This window comes from Glycomyces halotolerans (assembly GCF_054779575.1).
Genome location: NZ_BAAGXZ010000008.1, coordinates 112,882 through 132,897, shown reverse-complemented (window position 1 = coordinate 132,897; position 20,016 = coordinate 112,882). Strand labels below are relative to the sequence as shown.

Here is a 20,016-nt window from a genome sequence, read left to right as displayed (position 1 = left end):
CTGCCTGCCATTGACGACACTCTAACGAAGCCGCACCACGCCCCTGCATGGGAGGCATATCGGTAAATCGCTCCCATACGAAATTTTCCGTCCGAGAACCCTTGACTTCACCTGCGCCTCCCGTAAAGATAAAGATAATTATCAATTAAGTCTCTTTACTTTTGGGAGGATGCATTGAGAGGCCTCAAATCCCGGCGCATGGTCATCGCGCTGACCGCGGCGCTGGCCGTGGCGCTGACCGGCGCCATCTACGCCGTCGCCAACCCCTTCAGTGCCAGCGCCCAGCAGACCTGTTCGCCCGCATGGGACTCCTCGACCGCCTACACCGGCGGTGACCAGGTCGGCCACGGCGGCAACGAGTGGCGCGCCAAGTGGTGGACCCAGGGCGAGGAACCGGGCACCACGGGCCAGTGGGGCGTGTGGGAAGACCTCGGCGCCTGCGGCGACGGCGGCGACGAGCCGACCGACCCCGATCAGGACTGCTCGCCCGCATGGGACTCCTCGACCGCCTACACCGGCGGCGACACGGTCAGCTACGGCGGCGACGAGTGGCGCGCCAAGTGGTGGACCCAGGGCGAGCAGCCCGGCACCGCCGGCGTGTGGGAGGACCTCGGCCCGTGCGGCGACGGGGGCGAGCCCACCGACGACCCCACCTCCGACGACCCGACCGACGAGCCCACCGACGACCCGACCGATCCTCCGGTCGACCCGCCCACCGAGCAGTACAACGTCGCCTACTTCGCCGAATGGGGCGTCTACGGGCGCGACTACCACGTGAAGGACATCGTCACCTCCGGCTCGGCCGAGAAGCTCACCCACATCGTGTACGCCTTCGGCAACGTGCAGAACGGACAGTGCAAGCTCGACGACTCCTACGCGGCGATCGACAAGGCCTACACCGCGGCCGAATCGGTCGACGGCGTCGCCGACGCCTGGGACGACCCGCTGCGCGGCAACTTCAACCAGCTCAAGAAGCTCAAGGAGATGTACCCGCACATCCAGGTCGTCTGGTCCTTCGGCGGCTGGACCTACTCCGGCGGCTTCGGCGAGGCCGCGCAGAACCCGGCCGCGTTCGCCGACTCCTGCTACGACCTCATCCACGACCCCCGCTGGGACGGGGTCTTCGACGGCATCGACATCGACTGGGAGTACCCCAACGCCTGCGGCTTGACCTGCGACACCAGCGGCACCCAGGCCTACTCGGCGCTGATGCGGGCCCTGCGCGAACAGTTCGGGAACGAACTGGTCACCGCCGCGATCACCGGCGACGGCACCTCCGGCGGCAAGATCGACGCCGGCGGCTATGGGGAGGCGGCGCAGTACGTCGACTTCTACATGGTCATGACCTACGACTACTTCGGCGCCTGGGCCGACACCGGTCCGACCGCCCCGCACTCGCCGCTGCACGACTTCAACGGCATCCCGACCTCCGGGTTCTACGGCGCCAACGCGATCGAGAAACTGAAGTCACTCGGGGTCCCGGCCGACAAGATGCTCCTCGGCTTCGGCTTCTACGGCCGCGGCTGGACCGGCGTGACCCAGTCGAGCCCCGGCGGATCGGCGACCGGCGCGGCCCCCGGCACCTACGAGGCCGGCATCGAGGACTACAAGGTGCTGGTGAACAGCTGCCCGGCGACCGGCACCGTCGCCGGCACCGCTTACGCCCACTGCGGCAACGAGTGGTGGAGCTACGACACCCCCGAGACCATCGCCGGAAAGGTCGACTGGCTCAACGCCCAGGGCCTGCGCGGCGCCTTCTCCTGGGAGCTCTCGGGCGACACCGGTGACGGCGACCTCGTCGGCGCCATCCACAACGGACTGAGCTAGTCCGGTGCGGCGGGCGGACGCACGGCGCTGCTGCCCCGCCCGCCGCATTCCCATGCCCCCCACGAGCGGACGCCGTGGACCTCTCGGGTCCGCGGCGTCCGCGCTCTCGGTTCACCTGAACGGGTAACCGGGGTAGATGTACCCCGAGCCCCAGTGGGGCGTCAGTCCGTAGTGCCCGTAGACGTCCTCCAGATAGGGACGCTCCGGTTCGGGAGTGATCTCCGGGTCGTAGCCCGGGCCGGACGCGACGTGCTCGCGGCTGGTGTCGATGTAGACGTGGTCCTCGTCGATCCTGGTGACGGCGTCGACCGGCACGAGCACCTGCTTCTTGCCCATGCCGAGGAATCCGCCGGATCCCACTTCGAGGAACCGCACCTTCCGCTCCGACCTGTCGATGAGCAGGCTCTCGACCTCGCCGGTCTCCTCGCCGTCTCTGTCGATGACCTTGCGGCCGCGAACATCGTCGGCCTCGGTGGCGACCGTCAGGTCGGTGTCCCCGAGCCGGACGAGCTCCGCTGTCTCATCAGCCATGATGTTCCCTCCGTAGCGAGTCTCCGCAATGGGATACCCCTCGCAGGGACCGACAAACGGGCCCCGGGCTCAGCCCGCGGCGACCGCCAGGGCCAGGCAGCAGAACGCGGCGGTGGTCAGGGCGGCCCGGACGGTGTTCCACCGCGCCCACGCGCGCTCGTCGAACCGCTCGCGGACGGCCGCGGCCTCGGCTCCGTCGACGGCTCCCGCGGCCTTGATCGCGTCGTTGCGGGGAATGTGGACCCGCACGGTGATGGCGAAAACCGCCAGATACAGGACGAACGACGCGATGGTCCACCCGAACTCGGCGCCGCGGTTCAGATGCAGCAGCCCGGCGGCCCCGGTGATCAGCAGCGCGCCGAGGAACACCGACACGAACAGCGGATTCACGATGGCCCGGTCGACCGCCTGGAACGCGGCCACGAACGCCGTGTCGCCGATCCGCCTGAGTCCCGGCATGACCGCCACCGCGAACGCGAAGAACACCCCGGCCATGAGACCGGAGAGCACCAGCGCCGCCAGCAGCGCCACGATCCGAACGACATCCACAACCGACTCCTTCCGTCGAGACCATCATGCCGTCCCGGATCCGCCTCCGCGAAACGGCTTCGGGTTCCGAACGCTCAGCGGACGTTTCGCGCCGGGCTCGCGCGGGCACTGTACTCGGGAACGTGCGAAACCAATCGGGGGCGCGATACGAGCTTGCGATCGCGGCACGGACGGGGAGCTGCAAGATGAACAGGCTGATGGCAAGCGCAGCCGTAGCGGCCGGCGCCGGAGCCTGGTGGGGGCTCCGGCGCCGGTCCCGGCGGCGGCGGGACCGGGCCGGCGACCGCCGTCTGGCGGTCACCGTCAACGCCGCGCCCGAGGAGGCCGACGCCCGCGTGCGCGAGCGTCTCGCCGCCCTCGGCATGGACCTCAGGCTGCGCATCGCGCCGGCCGCCGGTGGACGGGGCACCGAGGTGGCCGTCCGGATGGTGGACCCGTCGTTCCAAGACGCGGGCATCGCGGCGCGGGTGGCCGGCAGCGACCCTCGCCAGCGAGTGCGCGAGGCCCTGCGGGACGCGAAATCACTCGTCGAGACCGGGGAAGTGCTCCGCGTGGAGGAGACCGGCCCGCGAGGCGGCGGCATCGGGACCAAGCTCGTCGAAGCGGCCGGCCGGCGCGCCGGCGGAGAGGGACGGCTGTGAAGGCGCTGTGCTGGCAAGGGATCAATGAGCTGTCGGTCGAAGAGGTGCCGGACCCGAGCATCCTCAACGACCAGGACGCCATCGTGAAGGTCACCGCCACGACCACGTGCGGCTCCGATCTCCACCTCATCGGCGGCTACGTCCCGGCGATGGAGGCGGGCGACGTCCTCGGCCACGAGTTCCTCGGCGAGGTCGTCGAGACCGGCTCCGAGGTCGGCCGCCTCAAGGTCGGCGACCGGGTCGTGGTCTGCTCGTTCATCGCCTGCGGCCGCTGCTGGTACTGCGAGAACGACCTGTGGTCCCTGTGCGACAACGGCAATCCCAAGCCCGGGTTCGGTGCGGCCCTGTGGGGCTACGAGACCGGCGGCGTCTTCGGCTTCTCGCACGCCATGGGCGGCTTCCGCGGCAGTCACGCCGAATACGTCCGCGTGCCCTACGCCGACTACGGCGCCTTCCGCGTCCCCGACGGCGTGGACGACCAGAGCGCGCTGTTCGCCTCCGACGCGGTGCCCACCGGATGGATGGGCGCCCACTTGGGAGGCGTCGGTCCCGGCGACGTCGTGGCCGTCTGGGGATGCGGCGCGGTCGGGCAGATGGCCGCCAGGGCCGCGACCCTCCTCGGCGCCGAGACCGTCTTCGCGATCGACCGGTTCGCCGACCGGCTCGCCATGGCCGAACGCCACAGCGGGGCCCAGTCCATCGACTACACCCGCACCGACGTCGGCGCGGAACTGCGCGAGCAGACCGGCGGTCGCGGGCCCGACGTCTGCATCGAAGCGGTCGGCTTGGAGGCCCACTCCGGCGGGCCGCGCGGCTTCTACGACGGCTTCAAACACCGGATGCGGATGCAGACCGACCGGCCCGACGCGGTCCGAGAGGCCATCCAGGCCTGCCGCAAAGGCGGCACCGTGTTCACCCTCGGCGTGTTCGTCGGCATGGTCGACAAGTTCCCGCTGGGGGCGGTCATGAACAAGGGGCTGACATTGCGCGGCGCCCAGCAGCACGGCCAGCGCTACATCCCGATGCTGCTGGACCGCATCGCCCGCGGCGAGCTGGAGACCCGCCACCTGGCGACGCACGAGATGCCGCTGACCGAGGGGCCGCGAGGCTACGACCTGTTCAAACGCAAGCGCGACGGGTGCGTGCGCGCGGTGTTCCACCCGACCTGGTAGGCGCCGACCGGAAACGGAGGGCGGCTCCGTGTTTACCGAGAGTCACACGGGGCACCTGAAGCGCGGTGGGGTCTCCTGATGCCGACGCGCCGTTCGGGCCGCGTCGCGGGAGGCAAGTCAAAGGGGCGCCGGAGGCGTCGCGTCGTCACGCGTGCCCGAATCGGCGAATCGCGCACAGGAAAGAGAACCGAATGGCATTCAATCCGCTGGAGCATCAGGGCATCCCGCTCGACGAACAGGTGCGGAACTGGCGAGAACTCAATGTGGAGCCGATCGACCCCGATCGGGCCGATCCGTACACACGGTGCCGGATCATCGCGATGAACGGCATCGAGGTCGAGGCCCTGATGTTCAGCCATCAGCTCGCCCGCCACTGCCCGTCCATGGAGGTCAAGCAGCAGCTCGCCGAGGTCCGGTACCTCGAACAGCAGCAGCAGAAGACCGTCAACTGGCTGCTGCCGGGCATCTCCTCGGCACTGGAGACGACGATCGCCTACGAGCAGGTCGCGGTCGACCTGACCGCCTGGGTCGCCCGAATGGAGCCCGACCCCGAGCTCAAGCAGGCCTACCAGTTCGGGGTGCTGGAGGACTTCGACCACCTCTACCGATACTCGAACCTCTATGAGATGGTCCAGCACCGCAAGGCCGAGAAGATCGTCGACGGCCTGACCGAGGTGATCCCCGGCCGGCCGACGAAGTACCACCACCGCCACGGGGCCGACAACGTGCGCGAGCCCTACGACCGCAGGACCGCCGACCCGCGCTCGAAGCTGCACGCGCTGACCATCATGGCCGCCGAGCAGCAGACGATGAACTTCTACATGAACGTGGGCCCGGAGTACATGGAGCCGATCGCCCGGCAGCTCTACCAGGAGATCGGGCTGATCGAGGAGGAGCACGTCACCCACTACGAATCGCTGGTCGACCCGGGCGAGACCTGGTGGGAGCGGCTGCTCAACCACGAGTACAACGAGTGCTACCTGTACTACTCGTTCATGGAGACCGAGACCGACCCGAGGATCAAGGCGATCTGGGAGCTGCACCTGAACATGGAGCTCGAGCACCTGCGGGTCGCCTGCGACCTGCTGCGGGAGCACGACGGGCGCGAACCGGAGGAGATCCTCGCGCCCGAACTGCCGCAGCCGGTCACGTTCGAGCCGAACAAGGCCTACGTGCGCGAGCTGCTGGACACCCAGATCGACCTCAACACGCTCGGCGCCGGCTACGTCCGCGAGGCCCACGAGCGCTTCGAGCGGATGCAGGAGCAGATCCACGGCGGCGAGGCCCCGCCCAGCGAGCGGGTCGTCGACATGCACCGCGAGCAGTTCGGCACCGACTACCGGCTCTCCACCGAGGGCGAGCATCCGGTGCGGGAGCTGCGCGAAGAGGCCGTCGCACGGTGATGAGCGAGGAGACGCAGATGCCTGTCGAAGACCGCCCCGAGCACGTCGAGGACGTCATCGAACTGCTCTTGGGCCAGCACATGCTCATTCGCGAGCTGTTCGTCGAGGTCCAGTCGAACACCGGTGAGCGGCGGAGCGAGGCGTTCGGGCGCCTGGTGCGCCTGCTAGCGGTGCACGAGACCGCCGAAGAGGAGATCGTGCATCCGCTGGCGCGCCGCAACATCGATGGCGGCGAGCAGGTGGTCGAGGACCGACTCAACGAGGAGCGCGAGGCCAAGGAGGTCCTGGAACGGCTGGAGTCGATGGACCACGACTCCGAGGAGTTCGAGACCACCTTGGCGCAGCTGCGGGACTCGGTGCTCGAGCACGCCCACCATGAAGAGGTCTACGAGTTCCGGTACCTGCGCGGGGACTGCGAACCCGAGCAGCTGCAGTCACTCGCCAAGCAGGTTCGCGCCGCCGAGAAGACCGCGCCGACGCACCCGCATCCGGGGGCGGAGTCGGCCGCGAAGAATCTGACGGCCGGGCCCGTTCTGGCCGTGTTCGACCGGGCCAAGGACGCGGTACGCGGCGCCATGTCGAAGTGAGCGGCCGACCCGGCCGATCGGCCGGGCGCGGAACCGGCACCCGTTCCGCGCCCGGCCGTCTCACTTGATACCGGTCGTGGCGACGCCCTTGATGAGGAAGCGCTGGCCGAAGACGAACACCAGGAACATCGGCAGGAGCGAGACGACGCTCATGGCGAACATCGAGCCGTAGTCCGAGCTCGACTGCGCGTCCAGGAAGCCCTTCAGCGCCACCGAGACCGGCCACGACTCGGGCAGGCGCAGGTAGACCAGCGGCCCGAAGAAGTCGCCCCAGGTCCAGATGAAGGTGAAGATCGCGGTGGTCGCCAGCGCCGGCACGATGAGCGGCAGGGTGATCTGGAGGTAGGAGCGGAAGTGGCCCGCGCCGTCGATGCGTGCGGCCTCGAAGATCTCCTTCGGCAGTCCGCGGATGAACTGGACCATCAGGAACACGAAGAACGCCTCGGTGGCGAGGAACTTCGGCGCGATGAGCGGCAGGAACGTGTTGAGCCAGCCGAGTTCCTTGAAGATCAGGAACTGCGGCACCATCATCACCTGGAACGGGAGCATGATCGAGGCGAGCATGATCGCGAAGAACACGTTGCGGCCGCGGAACCGGAGCCTGGCGAAGGCGTACGCCGCCAGGGAGCAGGAGAACAGGTTCCCGAGGATCGCGCCGAAGGCGATGATCGAGGAGTTGAGGATGAACACTCCGAAGGGGAACTGGAGGTCGTTCCAGCCGTTCACGTAGTTCTCGGCCGTGAGGTCGAGCGTGAAGATGCTGAGGTTGCGGAAGATCTCGCTGTTGGGTTTGAAGCTCGAGACGAGCAGCCAGATCAGCGGGTAGATCATCACCACCGACATCACGGCGAGCATGACGTGGCGGCCGAACGATCGCAGTGCCCGCCATGCGGGCCGACGCCGCCGCCGCGCCGGCGGGTCCTGGGGGCGGACGAGGGTCTCAGTCTTTGTCGTCATAGAACACCCAGTACTTCGAGAGCCAGAAGTTGAACGCGGTGAAGGCGGCGACCACGATCACGAGGAACCATGCCATGGCGGACGCGTAGCCCATGTCGAGCTCGTTGAACGCTTCCTTGTAGAGCAGGAGCGTGAAGAACATCGTCGAGTCGGCCGGTCCGCCGGTGCCGCCGGAGACGACGTAGGCCTGCGTGAACGCCTGGAACGCGAAGATGACCTGCAGGACGATGTTGAAGAAGATGATCGGCGTCAGCAGCGGCAGCGTGATCGAGAGGAACTTCCGGACCGGGCCGGCCCCGTCGATGGAGGCGGCCTCGTAGAACGCCTCGGGTATCTGTCGGAGGCCGGCCAGGAAGATCACCATGGGGGAGCCGAAGGTCCACACGTTCAGGACGATGAGCGTGCCGAGCGCGAAGTCGGGGTGGCCGATCCAGCCCGGTCCGTCGACGCCGAACCAGGCGAGCACGCCGTTGACGAGGCCGTCCTTGCCGAAGACCTGGCGCCACAGGATCGCGATCGCGACCGATCCGCCCATGAGGCTCGGCAGGTAGAACACCGAGCGGTAGAACGGCAGGCCTTTCATGCCCTTGTCGAGCAGCAGCGCCAGCGCCAGGGCCAGGGCGAGCAGGATCGGGACGCCGCCGAGCACGTAGATGACGGTGACGCGGAAGGAGTTCCAGAACCGCCCGTCGCCGAACATGGCGGTGAAGTTGTCCAGGCCGATCCATTCGGGAGGCTGGAGCAGGTTGTACTCGGTGAACGAGAGGTAGAGCGAGGCGATCATCGGGCCGATCGTGAGTCCGAACAGGCCGATGATCCAGGGGAGCAGGAAGAGGTAGGCCGCCTTGTTGTCGGGGTATTTCTCCTTGACGCGGGCGCGGCCCTTGCGTCTGCTCACTGCGATGTTCCGCAGCTCGCCGAGACTGCTCATGGGATCTCCTAGCCTCTCGCGACCGCGCGCGGGATCGGGGGAAAGCGGTTGCACGACTGCGTCGATTATGACGGCTTGCAAACGCTTCGTCAATCGGGGGCGGACCGAAAAATTCAGGGGGGATCGGAAAGTTCCGAAAGGTCGCATATGACCCTCCACCTGGGACGATGGGAGCGCTTCGCTGATCGCTGGGCATTGACAACCGGCGAGCTCGATGCTAATTTTCCGGAAAGCGGTTGCAATTTTCGGCTGTCCCGGCCCAGTCCCCGGCGACCGCTCTCGGACGGCCCCTCACTCGTCCGCATCAGTGGCAACACGGTGGCCCTCGCCACCGACGACACACGAAACGAGGCGCAATGACGCGTAGGACACGTTCGCGTGCCGCCATCGGATCCGTCGCCGCCGCGACCCTCCTCCTCTCCGGATGCTTCGGCTCGGACGACGGATCGGCAGGGGAGTACGACCCCGACGAGGAGATCGAACTCGAGATCTCCTGGTGGGGCGACGACGATCGCGCACGCCTCTTCGCCGAGGTCATCGACCTCTTCGAAGCGGAACACCCCAACATCACCGTCGTCGAGACGCCCGTGGGCGCCCCCGACGACCTCTTCAACCGCCTCGCCACCGACTTCGCCGGCGGCGGCGACACCGCCCCCGACGTCTTCGCGCTCGGCGGCGCCAAGCCGCAGGAGTACGGCGAACTCGGCGCCCTCCTCGACCTGTCCACTGTGAGCGACCAGCTCGACTCCTCGAAGTACCCCGACTTCTCGCTCACCAACGCCATCGTCGACGACACCCTCTACGGACTGCCGACCGGCGGGAACTCGATCGCCGCGTTCATCAACGTCGGCGTCTTCGAGCAGGCCGGAGTGCCCGTCCCCGAAGCAGGATGGAACTGGGACGACCTGGTGGAGGTCGCCGGCCAGATCGGCAACGCCGGACTCACCAACGAGGCCGGCAACCCCGTCTACGGCATCGACCTGCGCATCCAGGACATCATGGGCACCTACGCCGCCCAAGTCAGCGAAGTCGGCATGTACGACTGGGACGGCAAACTCGGCGTCGACGCCGGCCAGATCGCCGGCTGGTACGAACTCGAGCAGGAACTCCTCGACAGCGGAGCCCTGCCCGACCCGTCCATCGTCACCTCGAACTGGCAGCTCCCGCCCGACCAGCAGCCCTTCACCATCGGCCAGGCCGCCATCACCTTCGGGTACACCAACCTCATGTCCGCCTACAGCGCCGCCGGCGACGTGCAGATGATGCTCCCGCCGACCGACACCGACCGGTCGGGCATCGCGCTGCTGCCCTCGGCCTTCTGGTCGATCAACGCCTCCAGCGCGCACCCGGAGGCGGCGGCCATGCTCGTCGACTGGTTCCTCCACGAGCCCGCCGCGGCCGAACTCATCCTCGACACCCGCGGGGTGCCGTTCAATCCCGACACCCTCGAAGTCGTCGCGCCCCTGCTGGAGGGACCCTCCAAGACCGCAGCCGACTACGTGAACATCGTCCTCGAAGAAGGCGTAGTCGCCCCGCCCCAACCGGCGGGCGGTCAGATCATGAACGAACTCTCCCAGCGGATGGAGGCCGAAGTCCTCTTCGGCCGAATGACACCCGAAGAAGCGGCGGACCAATGGATCGCCGAACTCGGGGCCGCACTCGAATAGACACCGTGGAGGCGGGCCGGCACCGGCCCGCCTCCCGCTACACCACCACGGGGAACCATGACCGACGCGATCGGCCGCGCCCTGGCCCGGCTCCGCACCAGCGACCCGGCCTCGCGCGCCGGCATCGAAGGGACAGGCCTCGCCGACGAACTCGCCGGCAACGGCATCGGTTTCGCGGCGGTCGGCGGCCCGCTCACCGAGCGCTGGCACCAGGCGATCGCCGAACTCGCCCAGTGCGTCCGGTCCCTCGCCGGCAGCGCCCCGGTCCTCAACGAAGGCGGCGTCTACGCCGGCTCGTGGATCGAGAGCACCGGCACGATCAACGCCGAAGTCCTCGCCCGCTTCGCGCCCCGCATCGCGCGCGACACGCACCTGCTGTTCGCCGAGCACCAGCGCGACGACGGCATGATCCCCTACAAGCTCACCGACGCCGGTCCCGGCTTCAGCCAGATCCAGATCGTCACGCCGCTGGCGCGCACCGTGTGGAACCACCACCGCCTCACCGGAGGCGACCGGGACCTCCTGGAGACCATGTACGGCGCGATGGCGCGGTACGACGACTGGCTCGCGCGCTACCGCGACACCCGCGGCACCGGCGGCGTGGAGGCGTTCTGCACCTTCGACACCGGCCACGACCTCTCGCCGCGGTTCTGGTTCGCGCCCGACCGCGCCTTCCGCGGCGACGCCCGATGGTGCGACCCCGACTCGCCGATCCTGCCCTATGTGGCGCCCGACCTGACCGCCAACGTCGCCTGCCAGCGCGCCTACCTGGCCCGGATCGCCGAGGAGCTCGGCGAGGACGGCGAGGCGTGGCGGCGCAAGGCCCGCGCCTCGGTCGAAGCGCTGTACGCCCAGTGCTTCGACGAGGCCGACGAATGCTTCTACGACAGCGACCGGTCCGGTGAGCCGGTCCGCGTCCAGTCCGATGTGCTGCTGCGGGTCCTGGCCTGCGAGATCGGCGATGAGGAGCGCTTCGCGGCGGCGCTGCGCGGCTACCTGATGAACACGCGGAAGTTCCTCTCGCACTACGGTTTCACGTCGCTGGCCTTGGACGACCCGCGGTTCGACGCCGACGCCTCCCGCAACTCCTGGGGCGGTCCGGTCAACTTCCTGGCGCTGCTGCGCGCGCCGCACGCGTTCGAGCATCACGGCCACGTCGCCGAGCTGGCCGTGGCGACCGCGCCGGTGCTGGCGGCGTTGGCGATCGCCGACCGCTTCCCGCAGTGCCTGGACCCGTGGTCCGGCGCGGCGGGCTTCACCTCGGTGTACTCGCCGTCGATCCTGTGGCTGCTCGACGCGGTGGAACGCTGCTGCGGGATCCTGCCGCGCCCCGACGGCGAGGTGTGGTTCACCGGCATGGCCCCGACGCGACTGGACCACGGCGCCGCCGCCGAGGCGACGGCCTACGCGCGTCGCGTGGACGGCGCCCGGTATGAGCTCGCGGCCGACGACGAGCGAGTCGAAGTCCGCCGCGACGGGAGGCTGCGGTACGTCTTCCCGCGCGGATGGCGGCTCGTCACGGACGCCGAGGGGCGGGCGCGGGCCGTGGTCGGCATGAGCCCGGCGACGGTCAGCGGTGTCCTCGAGTTCCACGGCGCCGCGACGCCTCCACTTGAACTGTCGGTCGTCGCCAACGAACGGGTCGAGTTCGACATGGACGGACGCGTCGCCGGCAGGTCGGCGGTCGTGTTCGTGCCGCCGACCACCGGCCGCTGACCGACCGGTCAGCGCAGCGCGAGACCGCCGGGGACCTCTTCGATCTCGATGAACTTCGCCCGCTCGTCGGGGGTCCGGTTCGGCTGATGCAGGGTGAGCAGCAGTCGTCCGGAGGCGTCGGTGAAGACCATGCCGTGGCCGCCGTCGGTGGGCCACAGCGCTTCGTCCGTCTGCCGCCACGGCCCGAGGATCCCGCCGGTCTCGGAGGCCGCGACGCCGAGCGCGTAGCCGCCCTCGCCCATGCTCGACCACACCATCAGCAGGGTGCCGTCGGCGTTGCGGTGCAGGAACGGCCCGTCGGTCACGTAGGCGGCCGGCCCGGGCCGGCCGAGCGGCCGGGTCCACGGCGCCTCGGAGGCGGTGAACAGCAGCGCCGGTTCGCCGACCGTGCCACGCAGGTCCGGCGTCAGCCGGAGGGCCTGGATCTCGCCGTCGCCGACGTCCTTCCACTCGTGGCAGAACACCATGTACGGCGTGCCGTCCTCGATGTGGAGGGTGCCGTCGAGGCATTCCCAGTCGCTCGGTGTGAGCGGGCCGTCGGACCAGGGCGCGTACGGGCCTTCGGCGCGTTCGGCGCGCAGCACCTGGGTGCCGCGGCGTCGTCCCTCGGCGGCGAAGGTCGCGAACATGTAGAAGGCGCCGTCGTAGCGGTGCACCTCGGGCGCCCAGTACTGCGTGTGCGACCAGAAGTCCGTGTCGGGCCGGAAGGCCGGGATCGGGCCGTGCCAGTCCTCGAGGTCGGTGCTCCAGTACGTGTCGAAGCCGGTCGCCGGGCCGCGCCAGATGTTCTCGTCGGTGCTGCCGAACAGGTGGAACCGGTCCTCCTCGGGCACGTGGAGCACGAACGGATCGCGGATCTGGATATCGTCCAAGCGGGGCATGGGTCTCCTCCATCGGCTCTCTGCGCTCCGCGACCGGGGCGTTCGCCCATCACGGTAAACCTTTGCCTCGCCGTGGCACGGCACCGGGGGCGCGGAGTCGAGGCTCAGAGCCCGCCGAGGCGGTCGACCGCCTCCTCCAGGACTTCCTTTCGCTTGCAGAAGGCGAAGCGGACTTGCGCGCGGCCGGCGTCGGGGGTGTCGTAGAAGACGGCGTTGGGCACCGCGACCACGCCGCAGCGCTCGGGCAGGGAACGGCAGAACGCGACGCCGTCGGTCTCGCCCAGCGGCGTGACGTCGGTGGTGACGAAGTAGGTGCCCTGGGGCCGGTAGACCTCGAATCCGGCCGCCTCCAGTCCGGCCGACAGGAGGTCCCGCTTGGCGTGCAGGTCTTGGCGGAAGTCGTCGTAGTAGGCGTCGGGCAGGCGCAGGGCCTCGGCGATGGCGTGCTGGAGCGGGCCGGAGGTGACGTAGGTCAGGAACTGCTTGGCCGTGCGCACGGCGTCCACGAGGTCGGCGGAGGCGGTGATCCAGCCGACCTTCCAGCCGGTGAAGGAGAACGTCTTGCCGGCCGAGGAGATCGAGACCGTGCGCTCGCGCATGCCCGGCATGGAGCCGAGTGGAACATGCTCGCCGTCGAAGACCAGGTGCTCGTAGACCTCGTCGGTGACGACCAGGAGGTCGCGGGCGACGGCGAGGTCGGCGATCGCGGCCAGCTCGCCGCGGGTGAGGACCGTGCCGGTGGGGTTGTGCGGGGAGTTGAGCAGCAGCAGGCGGGTTCGAGGCGTGACCGCGTCGGCGAGGGCGTCGAGGTCCGGCCGGAAGTCGGGGGCGCGGAGGGTGACCGGGACGCGCTTGGCGCCGGCCATGGCGATGCAGGCGGCGTAGGAGTCGTAGAACGGTTCGAACGCGATGACCTCGTCGCCGGGCTCGAGGAGCGCGAGCATGGAGGCGGCGATCGCCTCGGTGGCGCCGGCGGTGACCATGACTTCGCGGTCGGGGTCGAACGACGGGCCGTAGCGGCGCTCTTGGTGGTCGGCGATGGCCTGGCGCAGTTCGGGGACGCCGGGGCCGGGCGGGTACTGGTTGCCTCGGCCGTCGCGGATTGCGCGCACGGCTGCCTCGACGATCTCGGCCGGGCCGTCGGTGTCGGGAAAGCCCTGGCCGAGGTTGATGGCGCCGGTGCGTCCGGCCAGCGCCGACATCTCCGCGAAGACGGTGGTGCCGAAGCCCTCCAGCCTCCGGTTCAGCAGTGGCCTGTCCTCCATGTGCGCACCGTGCTCTCTACGTCGGGGCCGTGTCTCTGGCGATTGTCTACGGCTCACAGCCATATGTAACCCCTCCAGGGACGCGGAACGGCGCGGGGCGCGGCCGGGCCCACGGGTTGGAACCGGGCGACGGACTTCGGCGGAATGAGGGCTCGGCCGCGCGGCGTCGATTCGCTGCCGGCCGAGCGGACCTCAGAACCACTGGGTGACCCTCACCGGCGCGAAGCCGCCGTTGTCACTGAGGACCGGGTCGTTGAAGCTCAGTTGGAACCGCTGGCCGCCGCCGCTTCTCGATTCGTACAGCAGGCACGGTGACGGCGACGGTGCGCCGGTGTTCTCCGTGCCGACCACCGGGAACCACTCGTTCGCCTCGTACCAGCCTCGGCCGAGGACGTACACCGAGCCGGACGTGACTCGGCCGATGAGCGCGTACGGCGGTTCCCCGGGAGCCGGGTAGTCGGTCCCGGCGTGGCTCCACGAGTACCCGAACACCGACTCCCGGTGTCCCCAGTAGTCGGTCCTGATCACGCTGTCGGGATCCGCGTCGACTCGGAGCGTGTCACCGTCGATCAGGCTCAGCGGTGCGGCCCAGTCGTTCACCTGGTCGCCGTGCGCGTTCCATTCCGGGTCGTCCCGGTGGTCGTGCGCCGAGCGGTCGACGCACCGTTGCAGCGACGAGTCGTCCGGAGGCAGCAAATAGCCCTCGTTGCGGTGTTGCGACCAGCCGGACGGCACCGTGTCACTGTAGCGCCAGGTGGCGATCGCGGCGTTGTCCGCGACCGTGGGATTCCAATGGCTGCGGAGTCGGACGGTCCCGGCCGACCACGTGGTCGGGACGTAGCCTTCGATTCGGAAGAGCACGTATTCGCCGCCGGAACTGCGGCGGTCGCCTACGTCTCCGGACCAGCGCGGGTCAGTGGTGAGCATGTTGTCGCCGCGGTCGGAGCTCCACCAGTGGTAGAGCGGCACGGTGTTCGCCGGCTGCGGGTCCGCCGGATCGTAGACGAATCCCTGCAGGCCGACGATCTCGTGACTCGGATCGGCCGCGCAGGTGCGGAAGTACTGGCACGTCCATACGGACTGCGTGGTGGTGAAATGGTCGCCTCGGGACGGGTTGAAGAACGATACGAGCGGCACCAGATCGTGTCCGCTCGCCGAGGCGGGGGCGGCCACGACCGCGGTCGATCCGGCCGACGTCGCCACCATTGCGGCGGCGACGGTGAGCGCACGTCTCACCCGGGTCCATGACTTTCCGGCCACAGCTGACCTCCTTCGGCACTGCCTTGATCGACCTGTTCACGGCGAAGGGAAAGCCGTTGGACGATCGACCGGAAAGTACCAAGGAAATCACTGGGAGTACACAAGTCTGACATGATACTGACAATTGGACAGTGCTGCTGTCACGACCTGTTCGGTCTCATGTCAGTTTGCAATGAAATGTCAGTCCACCATCTCGAGTGTGGATCTGATATGGCGGACTTTGAATGAGCCGAGGGTACGTTGCGGGAATTCCCGGACGCCGTGTGGGCGCCCTCCTCGGTGATGCGCAGCCCGCCCGGGCGAACGGCCGACCGAACGGGGCCTAGGTCGAGCCGTGGAGGCGCTCGCCGACCGTGTGCACCACCGTCAGCCGCGGGTCGGTCGGCAGCAGAGCGTCGACCGATCGCTGGAGTTCGGCCACCTCGGGCAGGTCCGCGGGGCTGCGGACTTCGACCACCAGCCCGTGCCCGTGCCAGGAGACGCTTTCGACCTCGGCCTCCGGCACCTCGGTGAGCCAGTCCTGGGCCAGCGTGCGGACCTGTCCGGCCCACAGCGAAGTGGCCGTGTTGATCGCCATCGGGACGACCACGAACAGGAGCACCGCCGACAGCGCCGCGTAGGCGCGTCCGCGCCAAGGGGCGGCTGTGCCTTCGGCCGATTCGCGCGCGTATCCGGCGGCCATCAGCACCACGACCGCGGCGATGACGAGCACGACCGTGTTGGAGGCGAACAGCACCAGCGCCCCCATCGCCAAGGCGACCTTGCCCGAACCGAGGCACACGCCCGCCACGCCCAGGGGCGGGACCAGCGAGATGGCGATCGCCACGCCCGGGAGCACGTCGCCCACATCGCGCCGGGCGATCGCGATGGCCCCGGCGAGACCGGTGGCCACGGCCGCGACCAGATCCGTCAAGTTCGGCGAGGCGCGGCCCAGGACCTGCGAGTTCGACAAGACGCTGTCCGGATTGGGCAGCGCCTGCGAGTACACGAAGCCGATGGCCACCACGATCAGCACGCTCGCCGCGACGTACAGGAGCGAACGCCGGACGAGCGAGACTCGGCCGGTGACGATGCCCAGCCCGACGGCGAGGATCGGTGTCGCCAACGGCGCGATGATCATCGCGCCGATGACGGCGGCGGTGGAGTCGTCGACGATCCCGGCGGTCGCGATGAGACCCGAGAGCACGAGCATGATCCAGAACGCCGATCGCTTTGCCCGCAGGTCGCCTTCGCCGAGGTCGACCTTCTCGCGCAGCTCGTCGAGGCTCCGCCGCTGACCGGCGGGAATGAGCACGCCCATCGTCCACCTCCCGCGGACAGTATCCGCGATCGGACGCTGCCGCGCCGGGAGTTCGGCGCCCGGCCTCCACCGGTCCCGCAGAGCCGGGAACACGGGTGCGGCGGCGTCGTCCCGCGAGCTGAGGCGGTGCTCCGAGCGCTTCGCTTCCTCCGCGTCACGTTCGTCGTTCCGTGCCGAGGTCCGAGTGCGCCTGTTGGTCGGGAATTCGCCTTCGCGTTCGATGGTCGTCGACCCGTGTTGAGCAACGAAGTATGTACTCATGTTCATGAGTGAATATCACCCGGAATCCCGGCACGATCATCACCATCCTCACCACGACCACCCGTCCGTTCCCCGACGCGCACTGCTGGCCGGAGCCGGCGGCCTGCTCATGCTCGCCACGACCCCCGGCACCGCCGCGGCCTCCACCGTGCCCACGGCGGCATCACCGAGCCCGACTCCGCAGATCGGCGCCGCACGGAGCTCCAGGATCAGCCAGGGCACGCGGCTCGTCCACGCCGACATGCACAACCACACCGTCATGTCCGACGGCGACGGCGACCCCGAACTCGCCTACGAGTCGATGCGCTCGGCCGGGCTCGACGTCGCCGCGCTCACCGACCACACCACCCTGTTCGCCATCGAGGGACTCTCCTCAGGGGAGTGGCGCCGCATCGGCGAGCTCGCCGACGCGGCCGACGACCCGGGCCGGTTCACCGCCATCCGCGGCTTCGAGTGGTCGCACCCGCTGCTCGGCCACGTCAACGTGTACGGCACCGGCGACTTCGCCGACCTGCTCCGAGCAAGCAGCATGGGCCGCCTCTACGACTGGCTCGACGCCCGGGACGCCATCGCCACGTTCAACCACCCGGGCCGCGAGGCGGCCAGGTTCGACGAGTTCGACCCCGACTCGCCGGCGATCGACCAGATGGTCGGCCTCGAGATGTTCAACCGCCGTGACGACTACCTGTTCGAAGGATGGTCCTCCGGAATGAACTCGCCGCTGGTCGCCTGCCTCAACGCCGGATGGCGCACCGGACTGACCGGAGTCACCGACGAGCACGGCACCGACTGGGGCTACCCCGAAGGCAAGGGCCGCAGCGGACTGTGGGTCACCGAGAACACCCGCGCGGGCGTGTACGAGGCGATGCGGGCCCGCCGGTTCTTCGCCACCAGAGTCTCGGGCCTGCGGCTCGACGCGGTCGCCAACGGCGTCCAGATGGGAGGGACGATCCCCCTCACCGCCGGGGACGTCACGTTCACGGTCGACCTCGACCGAGGACCGGAGTGGACGGGCAAACCGCTGCGCGTCCAGGTGCTGCGGCCCGACACCGATGCCCCGCTCGTCGCCGAGGTCATCGAGTTCGAGGCGGGCGACCTGGTCGAATTCACCGTCCCCATGGACGTCGAGGACGGCGACTGGGTCGTGCTGCGCATCTCCGACCCGGCCGCCGCCAACGACCAGCCCGGCCCGGACGGCCACCCGTGCAACGACCTCGGCGTGGCGTACTCGAGCCCCTGGTGGCTCGAACCCACGGCCTGACCGGCTGCGAAGGAGCGGCCCTAGGACGGTGGCGCTCCTTCGCAGCGGCCCGAGGTCTCATCTCCAGTAGGCGGTCACTTGGTGCCGGTGGCGATGTTGACCTCAGTGCCGAGCACGGCCCGCGGCCCGCCGCCGGAGCGTTCGCGGAACATGCCGTCGAGCACCTGCCGCACCTCGTCGCGGTGCTCCTCGCCCAGGGCGGCGACCATCTGCCTGAACACCGGGTTCGCCGAGGTGAACGTCGCCAGGAAGTCGGCGGCCGACGCGAACGGCATCTCCCAGGTGAACCCGTCGATCGACACGCCACCGAGTTCGGCCTCGTGCATCTTGCGGCGCAGGACTTCCGGGTCGGCGACTTGGAACGGCAGCGGCGGCGACGCCGGCGGTTCGAAGCCCGGCACAACGGCCTTCATCGCCCCGGCGAGGAAGCCGAACGGCTCGGCCCGGCGGAACGGCCCGAACGCCGCGAGGGCGACCCGGCCGCCGGGCTTGACCACGCGGACCATTTCAGACAGTCCACGGTCGAAGTCCGGGAACAGCGAGACGCCCTGGTTCGAGACCGCGACGTCGAACGCGTCGTCCGGCAGCTCCAGCGCCTGGCCGTCCATCACCCTGCCGTCCAGGTTCGACAGTCCCGCTGCGCGGGCGTTCGCCAGCAGGCGTTCGATCATCTTGGGCGAGTGGTCGACGGCGACGACCTCGGCGCCGGTCCTCGCGGCCCGGACGGCCACCGCGCCGGTCCCGGCCGCCACGTCCACACATCGCACGCCGGGGCCCAGCTCGGCGCGGCCGAGCAGCTCGTCGGCGAGATCCCCGGTCAACGGTGCAACGTGCTCCTCGTACTCCTCGGCGAGCGCGTCCCAGGCGCCGCGGATCTGCGCCGCAGTCGGTGCGGTGGTCATGATGCCTTCCTCTCATCGGCGGTCCCGAGCGCGGTCTGCATCGCGTCCAGGAGGGCTTCGGGCTGTTCGACCGCCGGATCGTCCCGGCAGTCCTCGACAACGTGCAGCGGCCAGCCGTGCCTGGCGGCGGCCGCTTCGGCGGTCCGCAGGCCGACCTGCAGGTCGTGGCGGCCGTGGACCAAGGTCGTCGGGACCCCGATCCGCTCGAGGTCGCGGGCCGGGATCGGCGGTACTCCCAGGCGCGGCATGAGCTGGCGCAGGGCCCGCTGCCCCTTCGGGTCCCGTGCCCGGTCCAAGGCGTAGTCGAGCAGCGGGCCCCACTGGTCTCCGGCGCCGTCGCCGACGCGCTCCATGTCGTGGAAGCAGCGGTCGAACAAGCGGTCGCGGCTGCGCGGCGTCGGCTTGGCGACGAACCGCACCATCGGGATCGCGAAGCTCGGCTTCGGACGGAACCAGCCCAGCCCCATGGTGTCGACCAGCACCAGGTGCGCGAGCCCGTCGCTGTGGCCGGCGGCGTAGCGGGCGGCGATCGCGCCGCCGAGCAGGTGGCCGGCCACGACCGGCCTCGAGGCGCACGTCCGCTCGATCAGCGCGCCGAGCCACGCCAGGACCGTGTCCGCGTCGAGCCGCGCCTCCGTGGTGGAGGCGCCGTGCCCGGGCAGGTCCGGGACGATGACCCGGTGACGCCTGGCGAGTTCGGGAATCACGCGGAGCCAGACGCCGGCGAACTCGCCCTGGCCGTGCAGGAGGACGACCGGCGGGCCCTCACCACCCTCCCAGACGGCAGTGGACACCGCGCCGAGCCGGAGCCGCCGCTCGGTGATCGGCAGCGCCGCGACCAGGCGCTCGCGGGCCTCCGGCCCGCTGATGCTCTCTGAACGCTTCATCGCGTCCCCCTTCCTCAA

18 protein-coding genes are annotated in these 20,016 nt (G+C 69.4%); 8 read left to right on the top strand and 10 right to left on the bottom strand.

Annotated features, from left to right (window positions below; translation table 11 throughout):
- Nucleotides 1-198: 198 nt before the first annotated feature.
- Nucleotides 199-1,827: a glycosyl hydrolase family 18 protein gene (locus ACYVL2_RS09470; protein WP_460542613.1), complete on the top strand. Its 1,629-nt coding sequence runs from the start codon at nucleotides 199-201 to the stop codon at nucleotides 1,825-1,827.
- A gap of 111 nt (nucleotides 1,828-1,938) precedes the next feature.
- Here the strand turns inward: ACYVL2_RS09470 and ACYVL2_RS09465 are convergent, their stop codons facing one another.
- A complete protein-coding gene (locus tag ACYVL2_RS09465; RefSeq protein ID WP_460542553.1) occupies nucleotides 1,939-2,358 on the bottom strand; it encodes a PRC-barrel domain-containing protein in 420 nt (139 codons plus the stop codon).
- 69 nt (nucleotides 2,359-2,427) lie between these two features.
- On the bottom strand, nucleotides 2,428-2,907 hold the full coding sequence (locus tag ACYVL2_RS09460) for an anthrone oxygenase family protein (protein ID WP_460542551.1): 480 nt from the start codon (nucleotides 2,905-2,907) through the stop codon (nucleotides 2,428-2,430).
- Nucleotides 2,908-3,104: 197 nt separating this feature from the next.
- Between ACYVL2_RS09460 and ACYVL2_RS09455 the strand changes: the two genes are divergently transcribed.
- From ACYVL2_RS09455 to ACYVL2_RS09440, 4 genes are all read left to right on the top strand, one after another.
- The gene (locus ACYVL2_RS09455) at nucleotides 3,105-3,548 is read left to right on the top strand and encodes an SRPBCC family protein (protein ID WP_460542549.1); all 444 of its coding nucleotides are present in this window, start codon (nucleotides 3,105-3,107) and stop codon (nucleotides 3,546-3,548) included.
- The gene (locus ACYVL2_RS09450) at nucleotides 3,545-4,720 is read left to right on the top strand and encodes a zinc-dependent alcohol dehydrogenase (protein ID WP_460542547.1); all 1,176 of its coding nucleotides are present in this window, start codon (nucleotides 3,545-3,547) and stop codon (nucleotides 4,718-4,720) included. Before ACYVL2_RS09455 ends, ACYVL2_RS09450 begins: the two co-directional genes overlap by 4 nt.
- A 191-nt stretch (nucleotides 4,721-4,911) precedes the next feature.
- Nucleotides 4,912-6,123, top strand: a complete 1,212-nt coding sequence (locus ACYVL2_RS09445; protein WP_460542545.1) for a hypothetical protein — start codon at nucleotides 4,912-4,914, stop codon at nucleotides 6,121-6,123.
- A 17-nt stretch (nucleotides 6,124-6,140) separates the two neighbouring features.
- Nucleotides 6,141-6,710 carry a hemerythrin domain-containing protein gene (locus ACYVL2_RS09440; protein WP_460542543.1) on the top strand — a complete coding sequence of 190 codons (570 nt, stop codon included), beginning with the start codon at nucleotides 6,141-6,143 and terminating at the stop codon, nucleotides 6,708-6,710.
- Between the two features lie 60 nt (nucleotides 6,711-6,770).
- Here ACYVL2_RS09440 and ACYVL2_RS09435 read toward each other — a convergent pair whose 3' ends face one another.
- Together ACYVL2_RS09435 and ACYVL2_RS09430 are read right to left on the bottom strand one after the other, a co-directional pair.
- The gene (locus ACYVL2_RS09435) at nucleotides 6,771-7,667 is read right to left on the bottom strand and encodes a carbohydrate ABC transporter permease (protein ID WP_460542541.1); all 897 of its coding nucleotides are present in this window, start codon (nucleotides 7,665-7,667) and stop codon (nucleotides 6,771-6,773) included.
- A complete protein-coding gene (locus ACYVL2_RS09430) occupies nucleotides 7,651-8,598 on the bottom strand; it encodes a carbohydrate ABC transporter permease (protein WP_460542539.1) in 948 nt (315 codons plus the stop codon). The genes ACYVL2_RS09435 and ACYVL2_RS09430 overlap by 17 nt, the downstream gene beginning before the upstream one ends.
- Nucleotides 8,599-8,954: 356 nt before the next feature.
- Between ACYVL2_RS09430 and ACYVL2_RS09425 the strand changes: the two genes are divergently transcribed.
- Entirely contained in the window at nucleotides 8,955-10,265 is a 1,311-nt protein-coding gene (locus tag ACYVL2_RS09425) for an ABC transporter substrate-binding protein (protein WP_460542537.1), read from the top strand.
- A 57-nt stretch (nucleotides 10,266-10,322) separates the two neighbouring features.
- Nucleotides 10,323-11,981, top strand: coding sequence for a glucosidase family protein (locus ACYVL2_RS09420; protein ID WP_460542535.1), 1,659 nt, complete (start codon nucleotides 10,323-10,325; stop codon nucleotides 11,979-11,981).
- Nucleotides 11,982-11,989: 8 nt separating this feature from the next.
- Here the strand turns inward: ACYVL2_RS09420 and ACYVL2_RS09415 are convergent, their stop codons facing one another.
- The 4 genes from ACYVL2_RS09415 to ACYVL2_RS09400 form a co-directional block, all read right to left on the bottom strand.
- Nucleotides 11,990-12,862 (bottom strand): glycoside hydrolase family 43 protein, encoded by an 873-nt coding sequence (locus ACYVL2_RS09415; RefSeq protein WP_460542533.1) that lies wholly within the window; start codon nucleotides 12,860-12,862, stop codon nucleotides 11,990-11,992.
- A gap of 104 nt (nucleotides 12,863-12,966) precedes the next feature.
- Nucleotides 12,967-14,127 (bottom strand): pyridoxal phosphate-dependent aminotransferase, encoded by a 1,161-nt coding sequence (locus ACYVL2_RS09410; RefSeq protein ID WP_460542531.1) that lies wholly within the window; start codon nucleotides 14,125-14,127, stop codon nucleotides 12,967-12,969.
- Between the two features lie 192 nt (nucleotides 14,128-14,319).
- Complete coding sequence (locus tag ACYVL2_RS09405) at nucleotides 14,320-15,363, bottom strand: hypothetical protein (RefSeq protein WP_460542529.1); 1,044 nt, start codon at nucleotides 15,361-15,363, stop codon at nucleotides 14,320-14,322.
- Between the two features lie 346 nt (nucleotides 15,364-15,709).
- Nucleotides 15,710-16,687, bottom strand: a complete 978-nt coding sequence (locus ACYVL2_RS09400; protein WP_460542527.1) for a DUF389 domain-containing protein — start codon at nucleotides 16,685-16,687, stop codon at nucleotides 15,710-15,712.
- A gap of 265 nt (nucleotides 16,688-16,952) precedes the next feature.
- On the opposite strand from ACYVL2_RS09400, the gene ACYVL2_RS09395 reads away from it, so the two are divergent.
- On the top strand, nucleotides 16,953-18,209 hold the full coding sequence (locus ACYVL2_RS09395; RefSeq protein WP_460542525.1) for a CehA/McbA family metallohydrolase: 1,257 nt from the start codon (nucleotides 16,953-16,955) through the stop codon (nucleotides 18,207-18,209).
- Between the two features lie 74 nt (nucleotides 18,210-18,283).
- Here ACYVL2_RS09395 and ACYVL2_RS09390 read toward each other — a convergent pair whose 3' ends face one another.
- Together ACYVL2_RS09390 and ACYVL2_RS09385 are read right to left on the bottom strand one after the other, a co-directional pair.
- On the bottom strand, nucleotides 18,284-19,111 hold the full coding sequence (locus ACYVL2_RS09390) for a class I SAM-dependent methyltransferase (RefSeq protein ID WP_460542522.1): 828 nt from the start codon (nucleotides 19,109-19,111) through the stop codon (nucleotides 18,284-18,286).
- Nucleotides 19,108-19,998, bottom strand: a complete 891-nt coding sequence (locus ACYVL2_RS09385; protein ID WP_460542520.1) for an alpha/beta fold hydrolase — start codon at nucleotides 19,996-19,998, stop codon at nucleotides 19,108-19,110. Before ACYVL2_RS09385 ends, ACYVL2_RS09390 begins: the two co-directional genes overlap by 4 nt.
- Between the last annotated feature and the right edge of the window lie 18 nt (nucleotides 19,999-20,016).